At 61.3% G+C, this 25,655-nt stretch carries 24 protein-coding genes and 1 pseudogene; 14 read left to right on the top strand and 11 right to left on the bottom strand.

What is annotated here, in order from left to right; translation table 11 throughout:
• Nucleotides 1-262: 262 nt before the first annotated feature.
• From K6G35_RS29155 to K6G35_RS29135, 5 genes and pseudogenes are all read left to right on the top strand, one after another.
• Complete coding sequence (locus K6G35_RS29155) at nt 263-1,942, top strand: GMC family oxidoreductase (RefSeq protein ID WP_495677159.1); 1,680 nt, start codon at nt 263-265, stop codon at nt 1,940-1,942.
• A gap of 105 nt (nt 1,943-2,047) precedes the next feature.
• A complete protein-coding gene (locus K6G35_RS29150) occupies nt 2,048-3,385 on the top strand; it encodes an MFS transporter (protein ID WP_495677169.1) in 1,338 nt (445 codons plus the stop codon).
• Between the two features lie 151 nt (nt 3,386-3,536).
• On the top strand, nt 3,537-4,967 hold the full coding sequence (locus K6G35_RS29145) for an NAD-dependent succinate-semialdehyde dehydrogenase (protein WP_495677158.1): 1,431 nt from the start codon (nt 3,537-3,539) through the stop codon (nt 4,965-4,967).
• Between the two features lie 109 nt (nt 4,968-5,076).
• Entirely contained in the window at nt 5,077-5,367 is a 291-nt protein-coding gene (locus K6G35_RS29140) for a hypothetical protein (protein ID WP_062610561.1), read from the top strand.
• Nucleotides 5,368-5,406: 39 nt separating this feature from the next.
• Nucleotides 5,407-5,676 (top strand): annotated as a pseudogene (locus K6G35_RS29135) (response regulator); the annotation flags it as partial.
• On the opposite strand, the gene K6G35_RS29130 reads toward K6G35_RS29135, so the two are convergent.
• The 8 genes from K6G35_RS29130 to merT all read right to left on the bottom strand — a co-directional run bounded on the left by K6G35_RS29130 (nt 5,676) and on the right by merT (nt 13,129).
• Nucleotides 5,676-8,642 carry a Tn3 family transposase gene (locus K6G35_RS29130; RefSeq protein ID WP_001138070.1) on the bottom strand — a complete coding sequence of 989 codons (2,967 nt, stop codon included), beginning with the start codon at nt 8,640-8,642 and terminating at the stop codon, nt 5,676-5,678. The pseudogene K6G35_RS29135 and the gene K6G35_RS29130 sit on opposite strands and share 1 nt — an antisense overlap.
• 2 nt (nt 8,643-8,644) lie before the next feature.
• Entirely contained in the window at nt 8,645-9,214 is a 570-nt protein-coding gene (locus tag K6G35_RS29125) for a recombinase family protein (RefSeq protein ID WP_027982055.1), read from the bottom strand.
• Complete coding sequence (locus tag K6G35_RS29120) at nt 9,120-10,121, bottom strand: DUF3330 domain-containing protein (RefSeq protein ID WP_008652068.1); 1,002 nt, start codon at nt 10,119-10,121, stop codon at nt 9,120-9,122. The genes K6G35_RS29125 and K6G35_RS29120 overlap by 95 nt, the downstream gene beginning before the upstream one ends.
• Nucleotides 10,118-10,354, bottom strand: coding sequence for a broad-spectrum mercury transporter MerE (gene merE, locus K6G35_RS29115; RefSeq protein ID WP_003132004.1), 237 nt, complete (start codon nt 10,352-10,354; stop codon nt 10,118-10,120). The genes K6G35_RS29120 and merE overlap by 4 nt, the downstream gene beginning before the upstream one ends.
• Nucleotides 10,351-10,716, bottom strand: coding sequence for a mercury resistance co-regulator MerD (merD, locus tag K6G35_RS29110; protein ID WP_000995360.1), 366 nt, complete (start codon nt 10,714-10,716; stop codon nt 10,351-10,353). The genes merE and merD overlap by 4 nt, the downstream gene beginning before the upstream one ends.
• Before the next feature lie 17 nt (nt 10,717-10,733).
• On the bottom strand, nt 10,734-12,419 hold the full coding sequence (gene merA / locus K6G35_RS29105) for a mercury(II) reductase (protein ID WP_011514825.1): 1,686 nt from the start codon (nt 12,417-12,419) through the stop codon (nt 10,734-10,736).
• Nucleotides 12,420-12,490: 71 nt separating this feature from the next.
• On the bottom strand, nt 12,491-12,766 hold the full coding sequence (merP, locus tag K6G35_RS29100) for a mercury resistance system periplasmic binding protein MerP (protein WP_003131987.1): 276 nt from the start codon (nt 12,764-12,766) through the stop codon (nt 12,491-12,493).
• A 12-nt stretch (nt 12,767-12,778) separates the two neighbouring features.
• Nucleotides 12,779-13,129 carry a mercuric ion transporter MerT gene (gene merT / locus K6G35_RS29095; protein ID WP_006224622.1) on the bottom strand — a complete coding sequence of 117 codons (351 nt, stop codon included), beginning with the start codon at nt 13,127-13,129 and terminating at the stop codon, nt 12,779-12,781.
• Nucleotides 13,130-13,200: 71 nt separating this feature from the next.
• On the opposite strand from merT, the gene merR reads away from it, so the two are divergent.
• On the top strand, nt 13,201-13,635 hold the full coding sequence (gene merR / locus K6G35_RS29090) for a mercury resistance transcriptional regulator MerR (protein ID WP_003131969.1): 435 nt from the start codon (nt 13,201-13,203) through the stop codon (nt 13,633-13,635).
• On the opposite strand, the gene K6G35_RS29085 is transcribed toward merR, so the two are convergent.
• Nucleotides 13,632-13,931 carry a DUF6884 domain-containing protein gene (locus K6G35_RS29085; RefSeq protein WP_495677157.1) on the bottom strand — a complete coding sequence of 100 codons (300 nt, stop codon included), beginning with the start codon at nt 13,929-13,931 and terminating at the stop codon, nt 13,632-13,634. The genes merR and K6G35_RS29085 overlap by 4 nt on opposite strands.
• 281 nt (nt 13,932-14,212) lie before the next feature.
• Here K6G35_RS29085 and K6G35_RS29080 point away from each other — a divergent pair, with 281 nt between their 5' ends.
• The 3 genes from K6G35_RS29080 (at nt 14,213) to K6G35_RS29070 (ending at nt 15,997) form a co-directional block, all read left to right on the top strand.
• Nucleotides 14,213-15,199, top strand: a complete 987-nt coding sequence (locus tag K6G35_RS29080; RefSeq protein WP_233528056.1) for a DNA-binding protein — start codon at nt 14,213-14,215, stop codon at nt 15,197-15,199.
• Nucleotides 15,200-15,504: 305 nt separating this feature from the next.
• Nucleotides 15,505-15,678 (top strand): toxin HicA, encoded by a 174-nt coding sequence (locus K6G35_RS29075; protein WP_233528055.1) that lies wholly within the window; start codon nt 15,505-15,507, stop codon nt 15,676-15,678.
• Nucleotides 15,668-15,997: a type II toxin-antitoxin system HicB family antitoxin gene (locus K6G35_RS29070; protein WP_058698124.1), complete on the top strand. Its 330-nt coding sequence runs from the start codon at nt 15,668-15,670 to the stop codon at nt 15,995-15,997. Before K6G35_RS29075 ends, K6G35_RS29070 begins: the two co-directional genes overlap by 11 nt.
• Nucleotides 15,998-16,349: 352 nt before the next feature.
• Here K6G35_RS29070 and K6G35_RS29065 read toward each other — a convergent pair whose 3' ends face one another.
• A complete protein-coding gene (locus K6G35_RS29065) occupies nt 16,350-17,879 on the bottom strand; it encodes an IS3 family transposase (RefSeq protein ID WP_058698951.1) in 1,530 nt (509 codons plus the stop codon).
• Between the two features lie 728 nt (nt 17,880-18,607).
• Between K6G35_RS29065 and K6G35_RS29060 the strand changes: the two genes are divergently transcribed.
• From K6G35_RS29060 to K6G35_RS29040, 5 genes are all read left to right on the top strand, one after another.
• Nucleotides 18,608-18,757, top strand: coding sequence for a hypothetical protein (locus tag K6G35_RS29060; protein WP_158577658.1), 150 nt, complete (start codon nt 18,608-18,610; stop codon nt 18,755-18,757).
• Nucleotides 18,758-18,860: 103 nt separating this feature from the next.
• Complete coding sequence (locus K6G35_RS29055; RefSeq protein ID WP_058697666.1) at nt 18,861-19,640, top strand: DUF3800 domain-containing protein; 780 nt, start codon at nt 18,861-18,863, stop codon at nt 19,638-19,640.
• 242 nt (nt 19,641-19,882) lie between these two features.
• A complete protein-coding gene (gene imuA, locus K6G35_RS29050) occupies nt 19,883-20,587 on the top strand; it encodes a translesion DNA synthesis-associated protein ImuA (protein WP_058697665.1) in 705 nt (234 codons plus the stop codon).
• Entirely contained in the window at nt 20,514-21,977 is a 1,464-nt protein-coding gene (locus K6G35_RS29045; RefSeq protein WP_058697664.1) for a Y-family DNA polymerase, read from the top strand. The genes imuA and K6G35_RS29045 overlap by 74 nt, the downstream gene beginning before the upstream one ends.
• A 5-nt stretch (nt 21,978-21,982) precedes the next feature.
• On the top strand, nt 21,983-25,132 hold the full coding sequence (locus K6G35_RS29040) for an error-prone DNA polymerase (protein WP_058697663.1): 3,150 nt from the start codon (nt 21,983-21,985) through the stop codon (nt 25,130-25,132).
• 20 nt (nt 25,133-25,152) lie between these two features.
• On the opposite strand, the gene K6G35_RS29035 is transcribed toward K6G35_RS29040, so the two are convergent.
• A complete protein-coding gene (locus K6G35_RS29035; RefSeq protein ID WP_058697662.1) occupies nt 25,153-25,605 on the bottom strand; it encodes a zinc-finger-containing protein in 453 nt (150 codons plus the stop codon).
• Between the last annotated feature and the right edge of the window lie 50 nt (nt 25,606-25,655).

The following is a 25,655-nucleotide window of genomic DNA, read 5'->3' as shown; positions in this document are numbered from 1 at the left end:
TTGCCGGAGGTGGTAGGGCCGTGCGTCGCCGCGAAGCACCGCGCTTTTCAGAGTTTCCCTGCATCAAGGTCCGTCCCAGAAAGGTCAAACGACACGCTTTTTCAGTTCAAAAAAGCATCTTCAGACTCAGATTCCAGCCCGAAGCGCTTTTTCGCTTGCACCGTGTCAGGCGCCATTGTATCAATATGGTAAGACATCTGCATACAAGTTGCAAATGCACAGCGCTCACCCAGACGCGAGCGAAATTAGGAGACACGGCAGCATGCAAACATTCGACTACGTCATCGTCGGCGCCGGCTCGGCCGGCTCTGTCCTTGCAAATCGGCTCAGCGAAAACGGCAAATTTACTGTATGCCTGCTGGAGGCGGGACCGAAAGACCGCTATCCGTGGATTCATATTCCCATCGGCTATGCGAAGACAATGCAGCACCCCAAGTACAACTGGCGGTTCTACACTGAGCCCGAACCGGAACTCGCGAACCGGAAAATCTATCAGCCGCGCGGTCGGACGCTGGGTGGTAGCAGTTCCATCAACGGCCTCATTTACATCCGTGGACAAAAGCGTGACTACGATGAGTGGCGCGACCTTGGAAATCCGGGCTGGGGTTGGAGCGATGTTTTGCCGTACTTTCGGAAGCTTGAGACGAACGACTTGGGGGCCTCGGCAACCCGCGGTGACAGCGGACCGATGCATGCGACGAGCGTACCGCCTGAGCACGAACTGGTGGACGCGTTCATTGATGCGTCGGAGAACCTTGGTGTGCCTCGCACCAATGATTTCAATGACGGGCGCCAAGAAGGCGTGGGCTATTTCCAGGTCAGTACGAAGAACGGCTTTCGTTGCTCGACAGCAGTTGGCTACCTGAAGCCGGCGAGAAGCCGCGCGAATCTCCACATAGAGACACTCGCGCAGGCAACGAAGGTTCTGTTCGAGGGAAAACGCGCAACTGGCGTCAGATACATCCGAGAGGGTCGCACGCTCGAAGTCAAGGCTGCGCGCGAAGTCCTGTTGTGCGCCGGTGCTATCCAGTCACCGCAGCTGCTGCAATTGTCTGGTGTCGGCCCCGCGTCGCTGCTTTCCGAGTTTGGCATCAAGCCGGTTCACATCTCTCCGGGAGTCGGCGAGAACCTTCAGGATCACCTGCAGGTGCGACTGATGTACGAAGTAACGAAGCCGATTACAACCAATGACGCGGTCCGCAGCCTGACGGGACGTGCGAAGATGGGGCTGCAATGGCTTTTGCGCCGCAGCGGCCCGCTGGCAGTCGGTATCAATCACGGTGGAATGTTCTGCCGCGCGCTGCCGGAAGAAAATCCGACCCCTGACATTCAGTTCCACTTCGCGGCGCTGTCTGCTGATAGCACGGCAGGCGACGTTCATGATTTTCCTGGTTGCACTTACTCTATTTGCCAGCTCCGCCCTGAGTCGCGCGGCTTTGTCAGAATTCGCTCGCTCGAAGCTTTGGAAGCGCCTCGCATTCAATGCAACTACCTCTCGACTGAAACGGACCGACGCACGACTGTCGCCGGTGTGAAGTTCGCGCGCAAGGTTGCCGCGACTGAGCCGATGGCCTCATACATGAAGCGCGAATATCGACCCGGCCCGAACGTGCGCACGGACGACGAAATTCTGCAGTTCTGCCGGGAGTACGCGACCACGATTTTCCATCCTTCTGGGACGGCAAAGATGGGGCCGGCCGATGATCCGATGGCGGTGGTTGACGAGGAGTTGAAGGTCCGGGGCCTGGAGGGTTTGCGAGTGGTTGACTGCTCGATCATGCCGACGCTCATCTCCGGCAATACGAACATTCCAACGGTCATGATTGCGGAGAAGGCCGCCGACATGATTCTCAACGGCGAGCGCCGTCGCGCCGAGCCTTCTTACTTCGTCGACAAAGAGAAGGTTAATAAACTCGGCAAACGAGAAGTGCACCAGAGTTGACTGGCTAATCAGTCGGTAAATCAGGGAGGTGCTGCAACGACGGCACCCCATTGAGCAGAACGCGGGCAATCGTGACTCGCGTCAGTCCTTTCATGAAGTGGAGACATCATGAATCCCAGCAAGCAAGCCCTTAGGCGTGTCGCAGCAGCCAGTGTCATCGGCGCCATCATTGAGTGGTATGACTTCTTCCTTTATGGGGTGGTCGCCAGCATCGTCATCAATAAACTCTATTTTCCGGTCGGTGACCCGGCGACTTCAACGCTGCTTGCCTACGCAACCTTCGCAGTTGGTTTCGTGGCGCGGCCGTTGGGCGGTGTCGTCTTCGGTCACTTTGGTGACAGAGTCGGCAGAAAGAGCATGCTGGTCATCACCTTGATGATTATGGGCATCTCCACCGTCGCAATCGGCTTGGTCCCGACATATGCCATGATTGGTTACTGGGCACCGGCACTGCTTCTCTTATTGCGCGTGATTCAGGGCATCGGTCTGGGCGGCGAATGGGGAGGAGCCGTGCTGATGGCATACGAGTACGCGCCCCCCGAGAGTAAGGGCTTTTATACGAGCCTGCCGCAAATCGGTCTGTCCGTCGGTGTGCTGTTGTCAGCAGCCATCATCGCGTCTCTCTCGGCCGTCTTGACCGACGCACAATTTATGGCTTGGGGATGGCGCCTTGCGTTCGGGCTTTCGTTTCTCTTTGTGATGTTCGGGCTGTGGGTCCGTCTCAACGTGATGGAAACGCCGGAGTTTGCGAAGGTCAAAAGCACCCACGGCGAGACGAAGGTGCCGTTCTTCGATATGTGCAAGCGCTTCCCGGGGAATATGCTCCTGGGTCTGGGTGCTCGTCACATTGACGGGGTGTTCTTTAATATCTTCAGCGTCTTCACCATCAGTTACCTGACGGGCCACATTGGCATCAGCCGGAACGAAGCCCTGGTTGGGGTGATGATCGGTGGCGTCGTGCTCACCATTTTCATCCCGATTTTCGGTCGCATTTCGGACTGGCTCGGTCGCCCGCGGCTGTACGCACTGGCTTCACTGATTACCGCAGCATCTGTCTATCCTGCTTTCTGGGTTTTCACGCACGCAGCTGGCAACACGATGTTGCTTTGGGCGGCAATCGCGATTCCCTACGGCATCTTTTATGCAGCAGTCTATGGCACGGTATCTGTTTTCCTGTGCGAGTTGTTTGACGCAAAGGTGCGCTACACCGGGATCTCGTTTGTCTATCAGTTCTCCAGCGTCACGGCCGGTGGTCTCACGCCGATTATCGCAACTGTTCTCGTAACACTCGCAGGTGGAAGCCCCTGGTTGGTTTGCGCCTATGTGGCCGGGTCGGGAGTCATGTCGTCTGTGTGTGCGGTCATCATCGGTCGCCGTGCCGTATTAGCAAATCGTGAGCATCAAAACGAGGAGAGCGTGAGCCGCCGTCGCCAGCTTTCGTAGATATTGCACGGTATTCAAAGTCCCGCTCCTCCTTAAATCCCCCGAGTCGCGGAAAGAAGGGCATGGTTAGCTGGCCGTTGTCCTTCTCGTTCGCCTGTGCGAACGCATCTGTAGGCTCATTCGAAAATTGCGTCAATTTCCAGGAGCTTCTGTGTATCCCGAGCTATTTCTGTATATCAACGGCGAATTTATCGGTGTCGATGGACAGCGCGAGTCTGAAAGCGTGACCAATCCGGCTTCGCGTGAGGTACTGGGACGTTTGCCTCACGCGAGCGCTGCAGACCTTGAACACGCTGTGGCTACGTCACAAGCGGCCTTCCTGAAATGGAAGAAGAGTTCGCCGCTCCAACGTTCGGAAATTTTGCGTCGTGCTGCAGTGATCGCTCGGGACCGTGCTGACGAAATCGCGAAAGCGATTACGTTGGACCAAGGAAAGCCTTTGGCGGAGGCGCGCGCTGAGGTCATCACATGCGCAGACCACGCCGATTGGCACGCAGAAGAGTGCCGTCGCATCTACGGGCGGGTCGTTCCTTCGCGCGATTCCGCTGTTCGGCAGGTGGTCGTGCGTGAACCTGTCGGGGTTTGTGCCGCGTTCACACCGTGGAATTTCCCGTTCAACCAGGCGATCAGGAAGATCTCGGCCGCAATCGGTGCGGGTTGCACGATTATCCTGAAAGGTCCGGAGGATTCGCCCAGTGCGGTCGTAGCGCTGGCAAGGCTCTTCCACGATGCTGGATTACCCCCCGGAGTGTTAAACGTCGTGTGGGGCGTACCGCATGAAGTCTCCGACTACCTTATCAAGCATCCGTTGGTCCGAAAGGTGTCATTCACCGGCTCCGTCGATGTAGGTAAGAAGCTTGCCGCGCTCGCGGGACTTCACATGAAGCGTGTGACGATGGAACTCGGAGGTCACGCCCCCGTGGTTGTCTGTGACGATGCCGACGTAGATTCGGCCGTACAGACAACGATGCGGATGAAGCTGCGAAATGCGGGTCAAGTGTGCGTGGCCCCCACGCGGCTGTTCGTTCAATCTGGCATATACGACACGTTTCGCGACCAGATGGTCGCCGCCTTCGAGACGACCAAGCTCGGTCCCGGCATCGATGCAGCGACCACGATGGGGCCCCTCGCCCATGAGCGACGTGTTTCCGAAATGGAGAGGTTTGTTGCAGACGCGAAATCGAGGGGGGGCAACATCCTAACAGGTGGATTCGCACCAGACCTCGGAGGGAGCTTCTTCGCACCGACTTTGGTCGACAATCTCGATGACAGTGCGGACCTGATGCGGTTGGAGCCCTTTGGACCGATCGCGCCGCTCGCGAAATTCGACACCCTGGAAGAGGTTATCGTCCGAGCCAACAGCCTGCCGTTTGGACTTGCCGCATTTGCGTTCACCGAAGGTGCCAAATCGGCTCACCGCCTCGCGACCGAACTCGAAGCAGGCATGGTGAATATCAATCACGCAGGTATGGCACTCCCCGAGACACCGTTTGGCGGCATCAAGGATAGCGGTATGGGTAGCGAGGGTGGCATGGAAACGTTCGACGGCTACCTTACGACGAAATTTGTCACCCAAATCTAGCCGCGGATTTCGCTTACACGTTTGCGAGGAATCGTCCCTCATGTTGATAGGCCCTGGCCCGTGCCAGGGCTTCGGCTGCCCGGTTCGTTCTGATCGAAGGAGATATTCGATGGAAAACGCGTTCAACCCTGCGCTGGTGCAGTTCTATGTCGATCGTTGTCTCGCACTCGGCACGCGGAACCAGGCGGGCGAGGATGTTTCCGAGACCCTTAAGGAAACTGTCGACGAGGCGTTTGCGCATTTCGACAATCGAGGCGTAGCGACGCCTGTCGAACATAAGCGGCGATTCGCTGTTCAACTTCGCACCATCGCTGGCCTCCTCGGCCAGTCCATGCCTCTGCAGGCCAAGATTCTCATGGACGCATACGTGCGCGCATCCGCCAAATTGACGCAAACCTGAACTCGCCTGCGCTCAGGACCTCGCACACGACTCAACATCATGAGAATCTTGATAGCAGAAGACGATACTGTCATCGCTGATGCGCTCGTGCGAGCGCTACGTCAAAATGGTTACGCGGTCGATTGGGTCGCCTGCGGGAGTGATGCGGACACCGCATTAGCGTCTGTCGAGACGTTCGACCTGCTCATTCTGGATATTGGACTTCCCAAGATGTCCGGCTTGCAGGTCTTGACACGGTTGCGTAACCGGAACTCACATCTTCCGGTGTTGATTCTGGGGTCGCCTCAGAAAACGGAAAATAAAGCACGCTAAGCCGGTTGCAGCGGTCGTAGCGGCCTGAACTTGCCCGCGCCGATCTTGGCGCTGCTGCGCCAGAGGTAATCGCCGGTGAGGTTGATGTGCTCCCAACCGAGCGGCGACAGGTACTGCAACAGCGCGTCATCAACGGCATGGCCGTTGCCACGCAGCGCGTGCGCAGCCCGTTCCAGATAGACCGTGTTCCACAACACGACGGCAGCCGTTACCAGATTGAGGCCGCTAGCCCGGTAGCGCTGCTGCTCGAAACTGCGGTCGCGGATTTCACCCAGGCGGTTGAAAAACACTGCCCTGGCCAGCGCATTGCGCGCCTCGCCCTTGTTCAGGCCGGCATGCACGCGGCGGCGCAGTTCCACGCTTTGCAGCCAGTCCAGGATGAACAGCGTGCGCTCGATGCGGCCCAGCTCGCGGAGCGCCACGGCCAGGCCGTTCTGGCGTGGGTAGCTGCCGAGCTTTCGGAGCATCAGGGAGGCCGTCACCGTGCCCTGCTTGATCGAGGTGGCCAGCCGCAGGATTTCGTCCCAATGGGCGCGGACGTGCTTGATGTTGAGCGTGCCGCCGATCATGGGTTTCAGCGCGTCATAGGCGGCGTCGCCCTTCGGGATGTAGAGCTTGGTGTCGCCCAGGTCGCGGATGCGCGGCGCGAAGCGGAAGCCCAGGAGGTGCATCAGGGCGAAGACGTGATCGGTGAAGCCCGCCGTGTCGGTGTAATGCTCCTCGATCCGCAAGTCGGACTCGTGGTACAGCAGGCCGTCGAGCACGTAGGTCGAATCGCGCACGCCGACGTTCACGACCTTGGTGTGAAATGGCGCGTACTGGTCAGAAATGTGGGTGTAGAACGTCCGCCCTGGGCTGCTCCCGTATTTCGGGTTGATGTGGCCGGTGCTCTCGGCCTTGCTGCCGGTGCGGAAGTTCTGGCCGTCCGACGATGAGGTGGTGCCGTCGCCCCAGTGCTCGGCGAAGGGATGGCGGAACTGTGCGTTGACCAGATCGGCCAGCGCCGCCCCGTAGGTTTCGTCGCGGATGTGCCAGGCTTGCAGCCAAGCCAGCTTGGCGTAGGTCGTGCCGGGGCAAGACTCCGCCATCTTGGTCAGGCCCAGGTTGATCGCGTCGGCGAGGATCGTGGTCAGCAACAGGTTCTTGTCTTTGGCCGGGTCGCCCGATTTCAGATGCGCGAAATGCCGAGTGAAGCCCGTCCATTCGTCCACCTCCAGCAGCAGTTCGGTGATCTTGACGTGCGGCAGGATCATTGCCGTCTGGTCGATCAGCGCTTGGGCGGTGTCGGGTACCGCCGCGTCGAGCGGCGTGATCTTCAAGCCTGACTCGGTGATGATGGCGTCCGGCAGCTCGTTGGCCGTCGCCATACGGTTGACGGTGGCAAGCTGTGTTTCCAGCAGCGTCAGCCGGTCGTTCAGGTACCGGTTGCAGTCGGTGGCCACGGCCAGCGGCAATTCGCTGGCCTGCTTGAGGCTGGCGAATTTCGCGGGCGGCACCAGGTAGTCCTCGAAGTCCTTGAACTGGCGCGACCCCTGCACCCAGATGTCGCCGGAACGCAACGCGTTCTTCATCTCCGACAGCGCGCACAGTTCGTAGTAGCGCCGGTCGATGCCGGTGTCGGTCATGACCAGCTTCTGCCAGCGCGGCTTGATGAACTCGGTCGGCGCGTCGGCGGGCACCTTGCGGGCGTTGTCGCTGTTCATGCCGCGCAGCACCTCGATGGCGTCGAGCACGTCCTTCGCGGCGGGAGCGGCCCGCAGCTTGAGCACGGCAAGGAATTCCGGCGCGTAGCGGCGCAGCGTGGCGTAGCTTTCGCCGATGCGGTGCAGGAAATCGAAGTCCTCGGGCTGCGCAAGCTTCTGCGCTTCGGTGACGCTCTCGGCGAAGGCATCCCAGGACATGACGGCCTCGATGGCGGCGAACGGATCGCGGCCCGCCTGCTTGGCCTCGATCAGCGCCTGGCCGATGCGGCCGAACAGCCGCACCTTGGCGTTGATCGCCTTGCCGGACGCCTGGAATTGCTGCTGATGCTTGTTCTTGGCGGCGTTGAACAGCTTGCCCAGGATGCGGTCGTGCAGGTCGATGATTTCGTCGGTGACGGTGGCCATGCCCTCGATGGCAAGCGCCACCAGGGTGGCATAGCGTCGCTGCGCCTCGAACTTGGCCAGGTCGGCGGGCGTCATCTGGCCACCCTCACGGGCGATCTTGAGCAGGCGGTTCTGGTGCACCGACCGCTCGATGCCAGAAGGCAGGTCGAGCGCCTGCCACGCTTTGAGGCGTTCGATGTGTTCCAGCATGTGCCGCGAATTCGGTTTGACGGGCGATTGGCGCAGCCAGGCCAGCCAGGTCGTTTTGCCGTTGTCCCGACGCTTGAGCAGATCGTCGAGGCGGCGGCGATGCGCGTCCGACAGCGGTTCGGCCAAGGCATCGTAGATGCGCCGGTTGGCGCGGGTGATTGCTTCGGCGCTCGCCCGCTCGACGGCGTTGAGGGCAGGCAGAATGACCGACTGCTGCCGCAGGTGCTCGATCAAGGTGCTGGCCAGCACGATGCCCTTGTCGGTCTGCAAGGCCATCTCGGTCAGCAACTGGACGGCCTGCCGGTAGTGGCCCATGGTAAAGGGCTGGAAGCCGAACACCGTTTGCAGTTCGACCAGGTGCTCGCGCCGGGTCTGCTCCCGCTGCCCGTATTCGTCCCAGCTTTCGACGCTGACCTTGAGCTGGTCGGCGACCAGTTTCAACAAGGGCGGAAACGGCGGCTCATCGACGCCCAGGATGACACCAGGAAAGCGCAGGTAACAGAGCTGCACGGCGAAGCCCAGCCGGTTGGCCGGGCCGCGCCGCTGCCGGATGATGGAGAGGTCGGTTTCGCTGAACGTGTAGTGACGGATCAACTCATCCTTGGTGTCCGGCAACGCCAGCAGGCTTTCGCGCTCGGCGGCGGACAGGATTGAACGACGTGGCATATTTACTGATCCGTTCTCAAGTATTGATACAGGGTTTCGCGACTGATTCCGAATTCACGAGCCAGCTTGGTCTTTTGCTCGCCAGCCTCGACACGTTGGCGCAGTTCGGCAATACGCTCAGACGACAGGGATTTCTTCCTGCCACGGTAGGCCCCGCGCTGCTTGGCGAGCGCGATGCCCTCGCGCTGCCGCTCGCGGATCAAGGCGCGTTCGAACTCGGCGAACGCGCCCATTACCGACAGCATCAGGTTCGCCATCGGCGAGTCCTCGCCGGTGAAGGTCAAATGCTCCTTAAGGAACTCGATGCGTACGCCGCGCTGGGTGAGGCCCTGCACCAGGCGGCGCAGGTCGTCGAGGTTGCGCGCCAGACGATCCATGCTGTGCACCACGACCGTGTCGCCTTCGCGCACGAAGGCGAGCAGCCGTTCCAGTTCGGGCCGCCGTGTGTCCTTGCCCGACGCCTTGTCGGTGAACACTTTATCCACCTGGATCTGTTCGAGCTGCCGTTCTGGGTTCTGGTCGAAGCTGCTGACGCGGACGTAACCGATGCGCTTGCGCTTCGAAGCGTTGATAACACTCCAACCCGCAGAAGTGCTCGACGTATTCCGCGCCTTCCGGGGTGAAGGCGGCATCGAGCGGGATTTCCTTGCAGCACACGCAGCAACTGGTGGTGGTCGAGTCACTTGCATTCATGGTGGCACCCCTCCATTGACTGACGAAGACGGCGAATGCCGCCGCCGGCATTGGCTTCGCGAACAGGAAGCCTTGTCCTGTGTCGCAGTCCGCTTGTCGCAATAGATCAAGACTCGCCGATGTTTCCACGCCTTCAGCCACCACATCCATGCCCAGCCCGTGCGCAAGCTGAATCACGGTGTGCACGATGGTTTGGTCGCGGCGGTCGTTGGCGAGCCCGGCGACAAACGATTGGTCGATCTTGAGCGTGCTGATTGGGCAGCACTTCAGATGTTGCAGACAGGAATACCCCGTCCCGAAGTCATCGGCGGCGAAGCGCACACCGATCTGCCGCAAGGCGTCCAGGGCGGGGAAGATCGCCGGATCACCAAACGCGACCGATTCGGTCAGCTCGATTTCGAGATACTCGGCGGGCAACTCGGCATCAGCCAGCACGCCCTTTACCCACCCGTCGAAGTCCGGTCCCACTTGGCTCGCCGAAACATTGACGGCCAGCCGGAACGGTCGCCATGCCAGCATTCGCCAGTCACGCATCTGGCGGCAGGCTTCGCCCAGCACCCAAGCGCCGATTTCAGGCATCAGGCCGGACGATTCGACCACGGGCAGGAACTGGCCCGGTGGCAATAGTCCAAGCGTCGGATGACGCCAGCGCAACAGGGCTTCCGCGCCGACAATCCCACCACTGCGCAGATCGACGACGGGCTGGTAGTGCAGTTCAAGCTGCCCGCGCTCGACCGCTTGGGCCAGTTCCGGCGTCGTCCATCCATCCGGCCGGAAAGCGCTCATTCTCTTTCCCTGAATGCCCGCAACGCCCGCGACAGGGACAGAAGGAACAGGCCGGTCAAACCGAGCGCCGCGATGACCCAATGCTCGCCGAGGAAAGCACCGGCGGTTGTGCCGGCCAGCACGACAGCGAGGATGGGCAGGTGGCAGGGGCAAGTCAGCACAGCCAGTCCGCCCCACAGGTAGCCGGTGATCGGTTTGTGCGTCTCGGACGGCAAGCGCTCGGGGTTGTTCATGGCAGACTCTCCGCGTGCTGTGCCGGCTCGGTCGGCAGGGTGGCCAACTGCACTTCCAGATCGGCCAACGCTTCGCGCCGACGCTCGACGAACTGACGCAGCAGGGCAAGCTGCGCGGCCGCTTCGTCGCCGTCCGCCGCATCCAGCGCCCGGCACAGCCGCGCCAGCGCGTCGAGGCCGATGCCCGCCTCGAAGGCCGCCCGCACGAAGCACAGCCGTTGCAAGGCGGCGTCATCGAACAAGCCGTAGCCGCCTGGTGTGCACGCCACCGGGCGCAGCAATCCGCGCAGCAGGTAGTCGCGCACGATATGCACGCTCACCCCGGCATCAAGAGCCAGCCGGGACACCGTGTAGGCGTTCATTGAACACCTCCTTTTTCTCACCCGGCGCAGCAGGAAAGCTGCTTCACATCCTTGTTGAAGGTCTGCGCCGCGAGCTTCAACCCCTCGACCATCGTCAGGTAGGGGAACAACTGGTCGGCCAGTTCCTGCACCGTCATGCGGTTGCGAATGGCCAGAGCCGCCGTCTGGATCAGTTCACCCGCTTCCGGCGCGACCGCTTGTACGCCGATCAGCCGATGGCTGCCTTCCTCGATAACCAACTTGATGAAGCCGCGTGTGTCGAAGTTGGCGAGCGCACGCGGCACGTTGTCCAAGGTCAAGGTGCGGCTGTCGGTCTCGATCCCGTCGTGGTGGGCTTCCGCCTCGCTGTAGCCCACGGTCGCCACTTGCGGATCGGTGAACACCACGGCCGGCATTGCGGTCAGGTCGAGCGCCGCATCGCCGCCGGTCATGTTGATCGCGGCACGGGTGCCGGCCGCTGCCGCCACATAGACGAACTGCGGCTGGTCGGTGCAGTCGCCGGCCGCGTAGATGTTCGGGTTGCTCGTGCGCATGCCTTGGTCGATGACGATGGCACCTTGCGCATTGACAGTGACCCCCGCTGCGTCCAGCGCGAGGCTGCGCGTGTTCGGTGTCCGACCGGTGGCAACCAGCAGTTTGTCGGCGCGCAATTCACCGTGCGTGGTGGTCAGCACGAATTCACCGTCCATATGGGCGACCTGGCTGGCTTGCGTGTGCTCCAGCACCTCGATGCCCTCGGCACGGAAAGCGGCTGTCACCGCCTCGCCGATGGCCGGGTCTTCACGGAAGAACAAGGTATTGCGCGCCAGGACCGTGACCTTGCTGCCCAGCCGGGCAAAGGCTTGCGCCAGCTCCAGCGCCACCACCGACGAGCCGATTACGGCAAGGCGTTCGGGAATGGTGTCGCTCGCCAGGGCCTCGGTGGAAGTCCAGTAGGGTGACTCTTTCAAGCCCGGAATCGGCGGGACCGCCGGGCTGGCACCCGCGGCGACCAGGCAGCGGTCGAACATCACGACGCGCTCGCCACCCTCGTTCAAACGGACGGTAAGGCTCTGGTCGTCCTTGAAGCGCGCCTCACCGTGCACAACGGTGATGGCCGGATTACCGCCCAGGATGCCTTCGTACTTGGCGTGCCGCAGTTCGTCGACGCGGGCCTGCTGCTGGGCCAGCAGCTTACTGCGGTCAATCGTAGGCACAGTTGCCGCAATACCGCCATCGAACGGGCTTTCCCGGCGCAGATGGGCGATGTGGGCGGCGCGGATCATGATCTTGGACGGCACACAGCCGACATTGACGCAGGTGCCGCCGATGGTGCCGCGCTCGATCAGCGTGACCTGCGCGCCTTGCTCGACGGCCTTCAGCGCCGCCGCCATCGCGGCTCCACCGCTGCCAATGACCGCTACCTGCACCGGGGGCTCGTTGCCACTGTGCTTTTCGGCGGCGGCCATCCATCCCCGCACCTTGTCGAGCAGTCCGACGCGGTTGTCCGCCAGTGGCGCATCGGCTAGCGTTGCCTTGTAGCCCAGTCCGGCCACGGCGGCAGTCAGCGCGTCCGGCGATGTGCCCGGCACGATGGCGAGTTGCGCTGTGCCCTTCGGATAGGACACCAGCGCCGACTGCACGCCTGGCACTTTTTCCAGCGCTTCCTTGACGTGCGCCGCGCACGAGTCGCAAGTCATGCCGGTGATTTTTAGATGGGTCATGCAACAGATCCTTTATCGTTTGTGGCGCCAGACAATGACGTCCGTTGTGCTGCGGTGCCGTTTTCAGTGACTCACTGCTTGACGCTGGACGGATAGCCCGCGTCTGCGGTTGCCTTGGTCAGCTTCTGCACGCTGGTCTTGGCATCGTCGAAGGTGACGACCGCTTGGCGTGTCTCGAAAGTCACGTCAACTTTGCTGACGCCTTCGACCTTGGAAATCGCCTTCTTGACAGTGATCGGGCAGGCGGAGCAGGTCATGCCCGGTACGGACAGCGTGACGGTCTGGGTGGCGGCCCAGACGGGGGCAACAACGGCGGCGAGGGCGAGGGAGGCAAACAGTTTCTTCATGGTGAACTCCGATCAGTAGAAAAATGGCATGACGTAGGGAAATCCGAGCGCGACCAGAACCAGCGCGGCCACGATCCAGAAAATGAGCTTGTAAGTAGCTCGCACTTGGGGAATCGCGCAGACCTCACCCGGTTTGCAGGCCGCTGCCTGCCGGTAGATGCGCCGCCAGGCGAAGAACAACGCCACCAGCGCCACGCCGATAAAGATGGGGCGATAGGGATCCAACACCGCCAAGTTGCCGATCCAAGCGCCGCTGAACCCCAAGGCGATCAGAACCAACGGCCCGAGGCAGCAAGCCGAGGCGAGGATGGCGGCAAGCCCTCCAGTGAAGAGCGCGCCGCGCCCGGTTTTTGGTTCAGACATGCGCTTGTCCTTTCGAATTGAAATTGGATAGCGTAACCTTACTTCCGTACTCATGTACGGAGTCAAGCGATATGGAAAACAATTTGGAGAACCTGACCATTGGCGTTTTCGCCAAGGCGGCCGGGGTCAATGTGGAGACCATCCGTTTCTATCAGCGCAAGGGCTTGTTGCTGGAGCCTGACAAGCCCTATGGCAGCATCCGCCGCTATGGCGAGGCGGATGTAACGCGGGTGCGCTTCGTGAAATCAGCCCAGCGGCTGGGCTTCAGCCTGGATGAGATCGCCGAGCTGCTGCGGCTGGAGGATGGCACCCATTGCGAGGAAGCCAGCAGTCTGGCCGAGCACAAGCTCAAGGACGTGCGCGAGAAAATGGCTGACCTGGCGCGCATGGAGGCCGTGCTGTCTGAGTTGGTGTGCGCCTGCCATGCGCGAAGGGGGAACGTTTCCTGCCCGCTGATCGCGTCACTACAGGGTGGAGCAAGCTTGGCAGGTTCGGCTATGCCTTAGCGTGCTTTATTTTCCGTTTTCTGAGACGACCCCTCGTAGGGATCGATCACCGCGTGCGGATCCAGGAAGCCGTGACGTGCGGAGAGGATCAGGACATTCGGTCTAGCCTCCCGTCGCAGGTGCGCCCGATAGGAGTCGTACATCACGCCTTGGTAGAGGTCAATGGCACGCGCCTGCCGGTCGAGCTTCGTGCCGGAACAGGCAAGTAGCAGTAGCGCCGACGCGCTGGCGGGATGGACGCGGCCCGACGAGGTCGGGAACAGGGGGAGCTGCGTTTGGTGGGAGAGCATTGGCATCGTTGTCGAAGGGATGCTTTCACTCTATCGGCACCAACGCGAAGTCAAGGAGCGACGCCCGAACGGTTGGCGCTAGATTTCGCGCTTTCGATTCCGCATCCATTCCGCCGGAAATCGAGTACCTCGGGTCGTTGCGGCCCCTTGCGACGGGGCGCCTACCAGTCTCGAGGTAGACCCTTGGCCGCTCGCGGCCTTTCCACCCAGCCTGTTCGGCGGCCGAGCGGCTCGGCGGCGTCTGCCGGGGCCATGCACCCGTTTCCCCCTTCACCGTCGTTTCGTACTTGTTTTTCGTATCGTATCGTATTATTTTCAATACGATATCAACGGAGCACGAGCAATACGAAATGGCACGTCCGGGCATCACCTACGAGCAAGTGGCCGCGGTTGCCGAGGCGCTGGTCGCCCAACAGCTAAAGCCAACGCTGACCGCGGTGCGCGAGCGGTTGGGCAGCGGCAGCATGAACACGATTCATCGGTACTGGTCGACCTGGCAGGAACAGCAGCAGAAGCGGCCACCACGCAAGCTCAGCGAACCGAATTCACGCCTCCTTGCCGCGCTGGGCGCCGAGTTGTCCAAAGTCGCCGAGGAAGCGGCCGCCGAAGCGGAGGCCGCCCTGGCGCAGGCGATGAATGAGCTCGCCGCGATGGCAGCGAACGGCGAAGCGCTTGAAAAGGAGCGAGACGACCTGGCGCAGCAGCTCTTGGAAGTGACGACCGATCGCGATACCGTCGCGGGCAGGGCGAACGAGCAGGCCGACGAAATTGAGCGTCTGCAGCAAGGGGCGGCACGCCAACAGGAGGAGTTGGCACGCGTACGGCGCGCGCTGGCACAAGCGGAACTGCGCCTGGAAGCAGTGTCTCGCCTGGAGGACGAAGTGGTCGCGGTACGGGGTCAATGGGGGAGCGAGCAGGCTTTGCGCGCCGCGGCCGAGAAGGCCGCGGCCGTTGCCGAAGCCCAGCGCGCGGCAGAAGAGGCGGCTCGCCAACGCGCTGAAGCGCGCTTGAGTAGCGCCGAGACGCGGGAAGGGCAAGCACGCCAGGAACTGACAGAGGTGCACGCCGCGCATCAGTCCACGCGGGACAAGCTAATCGAAGCGGTCAGCCTGGCCGCTGAGGCACAGGCCGAGCTGAGAGCGTTGCGTGCTCACTTGGAGGCCAAGGGCGCGGAGACGTCCGCCGTTGGGAGTCAGCAACCGGACGAAGCGAGCGCGAACGCAACGGGGGCCGACGAAAGCAAACCGCCGGCGCGACCCCGTCGGCGGCGCTAACGGCGATCGGCATCTCCAGCTCGGGTCCTTGGGTGGTCGTATAGCAGAGCCGGGCGCTGCGTGAGCCTCTGCACTTGAGGCAAGCGGTTCTCGCTTCGGTGTTAAACACCCGCCTTTCAACCGCCCCGCGCGGCCGGCGCGCACGGCTCGACTGGGTTTTGCCGGGTAAGGCGTTCTGAGCCGTTCGCGCACTTTGATTTTCAAATGGTTGCACTATTGATACCACGCTGTCATGACAGACACCCGTAAGATCTTGGCGCAGATGCGCCAGGAGCCTGCCAGCCAATGTGCGGTTTTCGAACCTCATGAAGGTGTGCGAAGAATATTTCGGTACCGCCAGGCAATCGGGCACTAGCCATGCAGTGTTTAAAACACCTTGGCCGGGCGACCCACGTGTGAACATTCAGAATGACAAGGGGAAAGCCAACCAAGTGCTGAAGGCGATTGAGAAGCTGCACGAGGGAAAAAATGCCAACTGACCACTATACGTACCGAGTAACCTGGTCGACCGAGGACCAGGAGCACGTCGGGCTATGCGCAGAGTTCCCGTCATTGTCTTGGCTCGCCTCCACGCCTGAAGACGCCTTGGCCGGTATCCGGCAGGTCGTGGCGGAAGCCGTTGCCGACATGAAGTCCGGCGGCGAAGAAGTCCCCGTTCCGCTGGCGGACAAGCAATATAGCGGCGTCCTATCGCTTCGCATCCCGCCGGAGTTGCATCGTTCCTTGGCGACGCAGGCGGCGGAGCAAGGCGTCAGCCTTAACCGGCTCGTCAGCGCTCGCCTGGCTGTTCTGGCATAGGTAATGCCAGTCAAATTATCCCGGCGAAAGCGGCCTGGGCGCCATGCTACATCCTGCCATAAGTGATTTATACGGCATATGACGCATTCTTGGTGGGTCGGGATGGTGTTGCGTGACCCTTGGCAAGAGCCGATGCAGCGGTTTTCAAGGTCAAAAGACGGCTTGCAGAGGAAAAAGCCAATGGCCCGCTGTTGCGCGATGGTAGTCGCCGCATCTGTTGCGCAGAATCGCCTGGAAAGCCTTGAACTACTGTGGCCGACCGCCGCCACAGCGCAACACTTCAAAACATACCAGTTGTCAAAGCTAAGTTGAAATGTCCCGTCCGGGGGTGCGGATGAATTCTTGGACTGAGTTAAGTTGCGATTCCAAGGTGGCGCCGGTATTCGACCGGACTCATGCCGCGCAGCGACAATTTGATGCGCCGCTCGTTGTACCACTGGATGTAAGAGTTTAGCTCGTGCATGAATCCTTCTACCGTCGTGCCAGCCCAGTTGCGACAGTAGTACATCTCATTTTTCAGGCGACCGAAGAAGCCTTCGCAGGCTGCGTTGTCAGGTGAGCAGCCCTTTCGCGACATGGAACGGATGAGACCAGCCGCCTTGATGCGCTGCAGCCATCCCGGCCAACGATAGTGCGAGCCCCTATCACTGTGTACTACGGGGCTGTCGCCATCGGTGAGCGTGGTGATGGCGCCGTCGAGCATGCTATTGACCAATTGTGCGTCAGGCCTCGTGCCGATAGACCAACTTACAACCTTGCCGTCAAAGCAATCGATCATGGGCGATAGATACACCTTGCCAGCTGGAAGCTGGAATTCGGTGATGTCTGTCAGCCATTTTTGATTTGGCGCCTGCGAATGGAAATCCCTAGCAATCAGGTTCTCGGGGGCAGCGCCAATCTCCCCGCTGTAGGAACTGTACCGACGACGAGGCCGACGGACAGTAAGCTGCTCCTCCGCCATCAATTTGCGCACGACCTTTTCGGAGATCCGAATATCTCGCTGACGCAGCATCGCGTGGATACGACGGTACCCATAGCAGCGATGGTTGCTGTCAAAGATCTCGACCATGGCCTTACGTACATCGCCGTACTTATCGCGCAGCCTCAAGCCTGTCTTGTGATAGAAGTAGCTACTGCGCGCAAGCCCGACGACGCGAAGAAGCTCAGGCAACGGATACGTAGCTTTCAAGGCATCAACCACCTGTGTCTTCTCCCTGTTTGTCAGGGTCAGGGAGTTGATGCCTTGGTCTTTTTTTATTAGATCGCCCGCCTGCGCCAGGATGTCGCGCTCAAGTTGCAGCTGGCGTACCTGCTGTTCGAGCTGCGCGATTCTTTCCAGCAACGCTGCATGCTCGTCTTCAGGCGAGGCCAATTTACGTTTGCGCATAGATCGATATGCCTCGTCTCCGAGCAGTTGATCTTTCCACTTGTACAGCATCGGTCGGCTTACTCCAACCTTTTTCGCTACTTCCTCCGCTGAGCCCCGGCGGGCGCAAAGGTCAGTGACTGCCTGACGTCTCTGCTCGGACGCAAACGGCGCACTGGTGTTTGTGCTCGTGACCATGCGACGCGAGCCAGGGCGCAGCTCCTCAATCCAGCGGGCCAGCATTTCGGTGCTGGGATACCCGAGGGCTCTGCGGGTACCAACTAGAGAGCAGCCATGACCGAAGTAGTGATCCACCGCCACGCTTTTTTGCTCCAGCGTGTATCGATGCCTTGGACGGCGGTGCTCGGGCAGGTCCCCCAGTGCCTGGTAAAGGTTGACCCACCGCTTCAGGTTCTTACCCGACGGATAGCCCAGCTCACGAACGACCGTTGCCGTCTTTCCTCCATACTTTAAATACAGCTTGACCGCCCTGATGCGATCCTCGTACGAATACATGAACTACCTCCAAGTAGTCCAAGAATTCATCCGCACCCCCGAACCGGACATTACAACTTTGCCGCTACACCAGTAGTTCGCATAAAAAGATTTATGTTAAATCATTCAGTGCGACCGGGCACAGCACGCACATAACAGCGCAGCGTGGACCTCTTCCTGGCTTCTTTCCATAAATGGAGGCCTGCGGTACGCGCTATCAAATGACCAGCAAATAGAAGCGCTTCTTCTAACTTACTGAAATTATTAGCATTTATATCAGAGAGAGGCTCGTAGCTTCGAGGTCGTGAAGTAAGCTATCAAATTAGTTAGCGATTGTGACAGCGCCGGCCGCAAGTTCATCGTGAGGCCGCGACAAAAGGCCTCTAGCCGCTGGCTGTCACTCTAAACGCACGAGCCTGGCGCGCCGACTTCGACGCCGGTCGCCGCGACCTCCGACCAGGCACTCGCCTGGAGGAGTGGCTGCATCGAGGGCAAGGCCGTGCGAGGTTGTGCCATGAGCTGCTGCAGCGAAGACCATACCACCGTGGTGGAAGGGCTGCGGCTGGAGGAACTGCTCAATCGTTCAACTACCGTTGCAAAGACTTTCTGGTCCGAAGGGGAACGTTTCTGCCATAAGAAGTGGCAGCCCAGGAACAGAAGATTGGTCGCCCCTCGAGAAGTCCCAGAAGGGCAAGCCAGTAAAACTCCTGCCACGCATTCTTCCAGATTTATGAGCCCACACAAGGCCGATGGCCGACCCCTTGTTCAGCGTGGACACCAAGGACTTCGACATCGACAAGTGTCGGTTCGCCCTGATCGCCAGCAGCGCGTTGCAGATCGTGATCGGCGTGACGGGGCGCCCACTACAGACGCCTGCCGCCATTTCCGACAACGGATAGGGCACGTCCGTCCGGCCAAGTAGCGTCCATAGCGAGATCATTTTGAAGCCCGGCCCTTTGGTGTGCCTCATAATGGCACCCTCATATAACCAACGCATCACGCATGACCTCCAGCTTTCGCGTCTATATCGACGAGTCGGGCGACGAAGGATTTGTGTTCCTTCCCAACGAGCAAGGTAGTTCGAGGTGGTTCGTCCAGTCCGCCACGGTAGTTCGCACTGTGAACGACCTAGCAATGGTGCAACTCGTCAAGAACGCTAGGGAGCTACTGAGGAAGCCTGCTAAATCGCCCCTGCATTTTCGCAACCTGCGGCATGAGCACCGGGTGCCTCTGGCGCGCATGATTGGGGAGGCGCCACTGCGGCACGTGCATGTGCTGGTCCACAAGCCCTCAATCGCCGACCCGGAGGTTTTTCAGCAGGAGGCGTTTTCCTTATACCGCTACACGATCCGCCTTTTGCTGGAACGCGTGAGCTGGCTGTGCAGGGATACCGCGCGCCCTGGTGAGGGTGATGGTAAGGCCGAACTGATTTTCTCGAACCGATCGGCGATGTCCTATGCCGACCTCCATCATTACCTTGTGCGACTGCAGGGCCGGGAAGACTGCCGCATCCATTGGGACAGCCTCGACCTTGATGGCGTGCGCGCAGTGAATCACGACCAGTTGGCAGGCCTGCAGGTCGCCGACGCCGTGGCGACGAGCGCGTTCTACGCAGTCCACAGAAATCAGTATGGGGAGACGGAAGACCGATACCTGCGCATGCTCGCACGCAACCTGTATCGGCGCAATGGACAGGTGGACGGCTACGGCTTGAAGTTTTGGTGCGGCGACGCAGAAGATGGGGAGCGTCGGCGTGTGATCGCCGCGGTGCGCGACGACTGAGAAAAGACGGTTGCAGGCCCCGGATTCGAGGATCCCACCCAAAACGGGCTGCCGTCTTTCGACGACCTCTACAAGCTCCGCGCTTGCCTGCAACACCCAAATTATACGAGCCCTGATGCGATTTTCGCAACAGGGCTGGTTGGCCGCTGGTGGCAGCGATCGCGCGATGGAACCGCTCATGTGACGGATAATGCAGGTGAATACTGTATAAATATACAGTACACTGGGGGCAGGAGCTCGCCATGCTAACCGTCGCCCCAGAATCCATTCATCCGTCACTTTGGCTTGCCTCGCAGCTTGCTCGGGGCAACGCACGCACCGTTCCAACCGGGTATCCGTCGCTCGACAAGGAGCTTCCGGGCGGCGGCTGGCCGATCGGTTGCCTGACGGAGTTGCTGCAGCGCCAGCCGGGTATCGGCGAGTTGCGCTTGCTACGCCCTGCTCTCGTCGCGCGCTCGAACCGCCCTGTCGCGCTTCTGGCACCGCCGCACGCGCCTCAAGCGTTGGCGCTCGCCAACTGGGGCGTCCCGTCCGCGCAGACTCTCTGGATCGAAACCCGGCACACCGCTGACGCCCTGTGGGCCGCGGAGCAGATCTTGCGCGCCGGGACCTGCGGAGCGCTCGTCTTTTGGCAGTCGCACCTGCGTAACGATGCGCTTCGGCGTCTGCATCTTGCCGCCCAAGCCTCCGATGTCCTTTTCTTCGTGGTTCGTCCGACGGCCTGTGCACGCGATGCCTCGCCGGCGCCGCTGCGCCTGACATTGGAGCCCGCATCGGACGGAATTCGTGTGCAGTTCGTTAAGCGTCGAGGCCCGCAGCAGGAATCGCCGCTCCACATAGCGCTGCAGCCCTCCCCCATTCTGTTGTATCGCCATGCTGCGCCTGTGGATCTGCCTGCGCCTGTCGTCCCTGCCCCTCGAAGTATTCCGACCGAACTGGTCCACTGAGCTAGCGGTTGCTGTCCTGGACAGGGAGCGCGTGCATATGGCGTCGCCGCTGGCCATTGCGGCCGGCGTGAAGCCGGCAATGCGCCGCGGTGGCGTACAGACGATCGCACCGCAGACCATTCTCTTTGACCGCGATGGTTGCGCAGAACTGGCGGCGCTCGAGCGTGTCATGATGGCGATGCTGCAGTTCTCGCCCAATGTCGCTGCGTCCGAGGAGGCGGCGGTGCTTGTCGACATCAGCACCACGCTGCGACTATTCGGCGGCGTCCGCAAGCTGCGGCAACGGATGCTGGCGGCCGTCAGGGCAATGGGGTTCAGTCCTGTCGCGGGATGCGCACCAACCGCCGAAGGCGCTTGGCTACTTGCGCGCTCTGGTGGCGGAACGGCATTAAGTATGCCCACATTGGTGCGAGCGCTGGTCGGCATCCCCGTTGCGATCCTGCCGGCGGCGCGGCCGTTTGATGAGTGGCTGGACGGACTCGGCTGTCGGACGCTAGGAGACCTGCGCCGGCTGCCGCGCGCAGGCCTGCAGCGCCGATGCGGCGCCGCCATCCTTGAGGCGTTGGATCGCGCCCATGGGGAAGCACCTGAAGTCTTCGAATGGGTCGAAGCTCCCCCATCGTTTGACGCCGCGGTGGATCTTCCGGATAGGATGGACAACGCTGAGTCCGCCCTTGCCTACACTCGCGGCTTGCTGGTACAGATGGTCGGCTGGCTAACCGCCCGGCACCTGGCCATCAAGCGGTTTGCGGTCGAACTGCGCCACGAGCGCGGCCCCGCTGCCATCGCACCAACGAAGATTGAGATTGCGCTGGCCGAGCCCAACTGGCATGAAGAGCATTTGGTTCGCCTGCTCAAAGAGCGTCTGACGCGGCTGACTGTCGAGGCGCCGATGATTGCCGTCGCGGTGTCTGCCATCGAGACCGAGCCGGTGGCACCCCCCAGCGATTCATTGTTTCCAGAACCGGGCGGCACGCCGGCGGACCATGCACGCCTGCTTGAGTTGCTGGTGGCACGCCTCGGCGCTGACAATGTCCGCCAACCGTGCTTGCGTGCAGACTACCGCCCGGAAGTCGCCAACAGCTGGCAGTCTGCCACTGACAAGCCGCCCAGCGCAACGTTGCCCGCAGGCCTGCCACGTCCTGTTTGGCTGCTCGGCAAGCCGGTGCCGCTGATTGAACGCGACCACCGTCCCTTCTACGGATCGCCACTGCGTATCGTCTCACCGCCTGAGCGCATCGAGTCGGGCTGGTGGGGCGGCCAGCTGGTGACACGCGACTATTTCGTTGCGGAGGCGAAGGACCACACCTGCTACTGGATCTTTCAGGAACGCATGGGCAGCCGAGAAGGCGATGAGGCTCGGTGGTATCTGCATGGCCTCTTCGGCTGAAAACCATGGACATCAACGCCAAGGCAGGTCTGCCCGCCTACGCGGAACTGCACTGCCGCTCCAACTTCTCCTTCCTCGCCGGCGCCTCACGGCCGGAAGAGCTCGCTGAGCGCGCCGCTCAGTTGGGCTACCACGCGCTCGCCATCACGGACGAGTGCTCGCTAGCGGGCATCGTTCGTGCCCACACAGAGGCCAGGAATGCCGGCCTTCGCCTTGTAATTGGCGCCTGGTTCCGGCTGCAGAACGCCGACGGCTCTCCCGCGCTCTCATTCCTTGCGCTTGCCCGTAACCGCGAAGGTTATGGCAACTTGTGCGAACTGATCACGCTCGCGCGCATGCGCGCCGCCAAGGGTTCCTATGTGCTGACCCCACGCGACTTGGCCGCGCCCGAAGCGCCGTCCGAGCATCTGAAGGGGCTGCCAGATTGCTTGATCGTGTTCACGCCGGACTATGGCGTGGCGGCCGAGAAGCTGGAGGCGCAATCGGCATGGGTGAGCGCGACTTTTGCTGGCAGGGCGTGGATGGGATTGAGCCTGCTCTACAAGCCGATGGACGATATCCACCGCGGCACGGTCGAAGCGGCCGCGGCGCGACATCACCTGCGCATCGTCGCCACTGGCAACGTCACCATGCACGTACGCTCGCGCAAGCCGATGCATGACGTGCTGACTGCCATCCGTGTGCATCGCCCGGTTCCCGAATGTGGGTATGACCTCCTGCCTAACGCCGAGCAGCACCTGCGCTCCCGCTTGCGACTCGCCAACATTTACCCGCACCGCTACCTGACGGAGTCGGTCCACATTGCAAACCTGTGTCAATTTTCGCTGGACGAGCTCCGTTACGAGTATCCCGAAGAAGTGGTGCCGGATGGCGTCACGCCGTCCGACTATCTGCGGGGCGAAGCCTATGTCGGCGCGCACCGTCGCTATCCGGACGGCATCCCCCTTGCCGTCCAGCAGCAACTCGAACATGAATTCGCACTGATCCGCGACATGTCGTATGAACCCTATTTCCTGACGGTCTACGACATCGTGCGGTTCGCCCGCTCCAACGGCATTCTCTGCCAGGGTCGCGGGTCCGCAGCCAATTCCGCCGTCTGCTACTGTCTCGGCATTACCGAAGTTGACCCGGCACGCGGCAACCTGCTGTTCGAGCGGTTCATTTCAAAAGAGCGCGCCGAGCCGCCCGATATCGACGTCGACTTCGAGCATCAGCGCCGCGAGGAGGTGATCCAGTACCTGTATCGCAAGTACGGGAGGGACCGCGCGGCACTGGCTGCCGCGGTGACCACCTACCGGCCTCGCAGCGCGCTGCGCGACACAGGCAAGGCATTAGGTGTGGATCCCGCGATCGTCGACCTGGTCGCGAAATCTCACCATTGGTTCGACAGCAAAGCGGATCTCCTTAAGCGTTTTGGCGAAAGCGGCGTGGATACGGAAGCGGCATTGTCCCAACGCTGGGCACACATGGCCGTGTCGCTGCTTGGCTTCCCGCGGCATCTCTCCCAGCACACAGGAGGTTTTGTGCTCGCGCGTGGCAAGCTTTCCAGGCTGGTGCCAATCGAGAACGCGGCCATGGCCGATCGCAGCGTGATCCAGTGGGACAAGGACGACCTTGACGCCTTGGGGTTGCTCAAGGTTGATGTCCTCGCGCTCGGCATGCTGTCTGCGATCCGGCGAGCCCTGGATCTGGTGACGCAACAACGCGGAGAAGCCTTTGAGCTGCAGGACATTCCAGCGGAAGATCCGAAGACCTACGAGATGATTTCGCGGGCGGATACGGTGGGCGTGTTCCAGATTGAGTCGCGCGCCCAGATGTCGATGCTGCCCCGCTTGAAGCCGCGCACCTTCTATGACCTCGTCATCGAAGTGGCGATCGTTCGGCCGGGCCCGGTTCAGGGTGGCATGGTGCATCCCTACCTGCGTCGCCGGCAGGGCTTGGAGCCGGTCAGCTATCCGAGCCCGGAGATGGAGCAAGCCCTGTCCCGCACGCTGGGTGTACCGATCTTTCAGGAACAGGTGATGCAGGTAGCCATGCTGGCGGCAGGCTTCTCAGCTGGGGAAGCGGATCAACTGCGTCGCGCCATGGCCGCCTGGAAGCGAAAAGGTGGGTTGGAGCGATACCACGAACGCATCGTGACGGGCATGCTCGAGCGCGGCTACGATCTGGAGTTCGCGGAGAGCATCTTCCGGCAGATCCAGGGCTTCGGCGAGTACGGCTTTCCGGAAAGCCATGCAGCAAGCTTCGCACTTCTCGTCTACGCGAGTGCGTGGCTCAAGTGCCACGAGCCTGACGCCTTCCTCTGCGCCATGCTGAATAGCCAGCCGATGGGCTTCTACACGCCATCCCAGCTGGTGCAGGACGCCAAGCGCCATGGCGTCACGGTTCTTCCTGTTGATGTGACAGTGAGTGGCTGGGACGCCAGCCTGGAAAGTCATGAAGGCTCGGTGCTGGCTGTACGCCTGGGCCTCTCGCAGCTGAGGGGCATGCGCCGCGAAGCGGCCGAACGCATCGAAACGGCACGCGCACTCCGGCCCTTCGCCTCCGTCAAGGTTCTTGCTCGCAGAGCGTCGCTAGACCGGCACGATGTCAATGTACTGGCCGCTGGCAATGCGTTGATTGGCCTTACGGGTAGTCGACGCCAGGCGATGTGGCAGGCGGCTGCAGCGGTACCTGACAAGGATCTGCTGCGGCCCGCGGATCTGGACGAGCCAATGCCCGAACTCTCACAGCCAACGGAAGGCGAGGAGATCGTCAGCGACTATCGCTCGCTCGGCCTCACGCTGAACCGCCACCCGCTTGCCCTGCTCCGCCACAAGCTTGCTGCATTGCGCTTTGTGCCCGCCGACGTGCTTGCCACCTACGCGACGCGGCAGATTGCCCGTGGCTGCGGAATCGTGACCGTACGGCAGCGGCCGAGCACGGCGAATGGCGTGGTCTTCTTGTCATTGGAGGACGAGACCGGTACCGTCAGCGTCATCGTCTGGCCGTCCGTGATGGAGAAGTACCGACGCGAGGTATTGACGGCCTCCCTACTCGGTGTCTATGGCCAGTGGCAATGCGAAGGCGAGGTGCGGCACCTGATCGCGCAACGCTTTGTCGACTTGTCGCCCATGCTTGGATCCCTGGACACCGCGAGCAGGAATTTCTGCTAACAGTATCCTCGTTGCCCTCATCAGGAACCCGAAGGCTCTCGCCCACGTGAGGCCTGGAACTCGGCGATGCATTGGATGGCCTGTTCGCACTGCTCAAGCGAAAGGGCATGGATGCTGGGACTGTCGACTGGAATGCGGAGCGATGCAATCAGCCACTTCATTGCCTTGCCCCTCGCCTCAAAGGCATTGACACCGTCGCGCCGCATCTTCGCAGTGACCAACGGATCGAGGGCATCGTGCAGTCGGCTCTTCTTTTCGCGCAATGCCGCGTCGGCCAATCTTCCAAGCGGGGTGTGTTGCTTGCTTCGCGCACGCACGCCGATCCACGCCTGGCACGGGGAGCAGATCCACACAGGCCCGTGGTCCTCCAAATACGGGTATGCCTCTTCTCCCACGCGGGCAAGAACCGCCTTCCCGCCGCAGTAATCGCAGAGGGGCTGAGGAGGAGCAGGTATCGGTCGGCCAACACGCATCAATGACCCTGAGTTGCCAGGAGGTGAGCGATTCTACGACATGGAATCGG

This window comes from Cupriavidus sp. HY129, from assembly GCF_059492215.1.
Note: the sequence above shows the minus strand (reverse complement) of the source record. Positions and strands in the feature narration are given on the sequence as shown.

Bases quoted from the DNA above. Each gene is read 5' to 3' on its own strand.
- K6G35_RS29055 (WP_058697666.1), top strand. From the start codon at position 18,861: ATGACCTCCAGCTTTCGCGTCTATATCGACGAGTCGGGCGACGAAGGA.
- merE (WP_003132004.1), bottom strand. From the start codon at position 10,354: ATGAACAACCCCGAGCGCTTGCCGTCCGAGACGCACAAACCGATCACC.
- merT (WP_006224622.1), bottom strand. From the start codon at position 13,129: ATGTCTGAACCAAAAACCGGGCGCGGCGCGCTCTTCACTGGAGGGCTT.
- K6G35_RS29045 (WP_058697664.1), top strand. From the start codon at position 20,514: ATGCTGCGCCTGTGGATCTGCCTGCGCCTGTCGTCCCTGCCCCTCGAA.
- K6G35_RS29140 (WP_062610561.1), top strand. From the start codon at position 5,077: ATGGAAAACGCGTTCAACCCTGCGCTGGTGCAGTTCTATGTCGATCGT.
- K6G35_RS29060 (WP_158577658.1), top strand. From the start codon at position 18,608: ATGGCCGACCCCTTGTTCAGCGTGGACACCAAGGACTTCGACATCGAC.
- imuA (WP_058697665.1), top strand. From the start codon at position 19,883: ATGCTAACCGTCGCCCCAGAATCCATTCATCCGTCACTTTGGCTTGCC.
- K6G35_RS29065 (WP_058698951.1), bottom strand. From the start codon at position 17,879: ATGTATTCGTACGAGGATCGCATCAGGGCGGTCAAGCTGTATTTAAAG.
- K6G35_RS29040 (WP_058697663.1), top strand. From the start codon at position 21,983: ATGGACATCAACGCCAAGGCAGGTCTGCCCGCCTACGCGGAACTGCAC.
- K6G35_RS29130 (WP_001138070.1), bottom strand. From the start codon at position 8,642: ATGCCACGTCGTTCAATCCTGTCCGCCGCCGAGCGCGAAAGCCTGCTG.
- K6G35_RS29085 (WP_495677157.1), bottom strand. From the start codon at position 13,931: ATGCCAATGCTCTCCCACCAAACGCAGCTCCCCCTGTTCCCGACCTCG.
- K6G35_RS29155 (WP_495677159.1), top strand. From the start codon at position 263: ATGCAAACATTCGACTACGTCATCGTCGGCGCCGGCTCGGCCGGCTCT.
- merP (WP_003131987.1), bottom strand. From the start codon at position 12,766: ATGAAGAAACTGTTTGCCTCCCTCGCCCTCGCCGCCGTTGTTGCCCCC.
- K6G35_RS29070 (WP_058698124.1), top strand. From the start codon at position 15,668: ATGCCAACTGACCACTATACGTACCGAGTAACCTGGTCGACCGAGGAC.
- K6G35_RS29035 (WP_058697662.1), bottom strand. From the start codon at position 25,605: ATGCGTGTTGGCCGACCGATACCTGCTCCTCCTCAGCCCCTCTGCGAT.
- merR (WP_003131969.1), top strand. From the start codon at position 13,201: ATGGAAAACAATTTGGAGAACCTGACCATTGGCGTTTTCGCCAAGGCG.
- K6G35_RS29120 (WP_008652068.1), bottom strand. From the start codon at position 10,121: ATGAGCGCTTTCCGGCCGGATGGATGGACGACGCCGGAACTGGCCCAA.
- merD (WP_000995360.1), bottom strand. From the start codon at position 10,716: ATGAACGCCTACACGGTGTCCCGGCTGGCTCTTGATGCCGGGGTGAGC.
- K6G35_RS29075 (WP_233528055.1), top strand. From the start codon at position 15,505: ATGAAGGTGTGCGAAGAATATTTCGGTACCGCCAGGCAATCGGGCACT.
- merA (WP_011514825.1), bottom strand. From the start codon at position 12,419: ATGACCCATCTAAAAATCACCGGCATGACTTGCGACTCGTGCGCGGCG.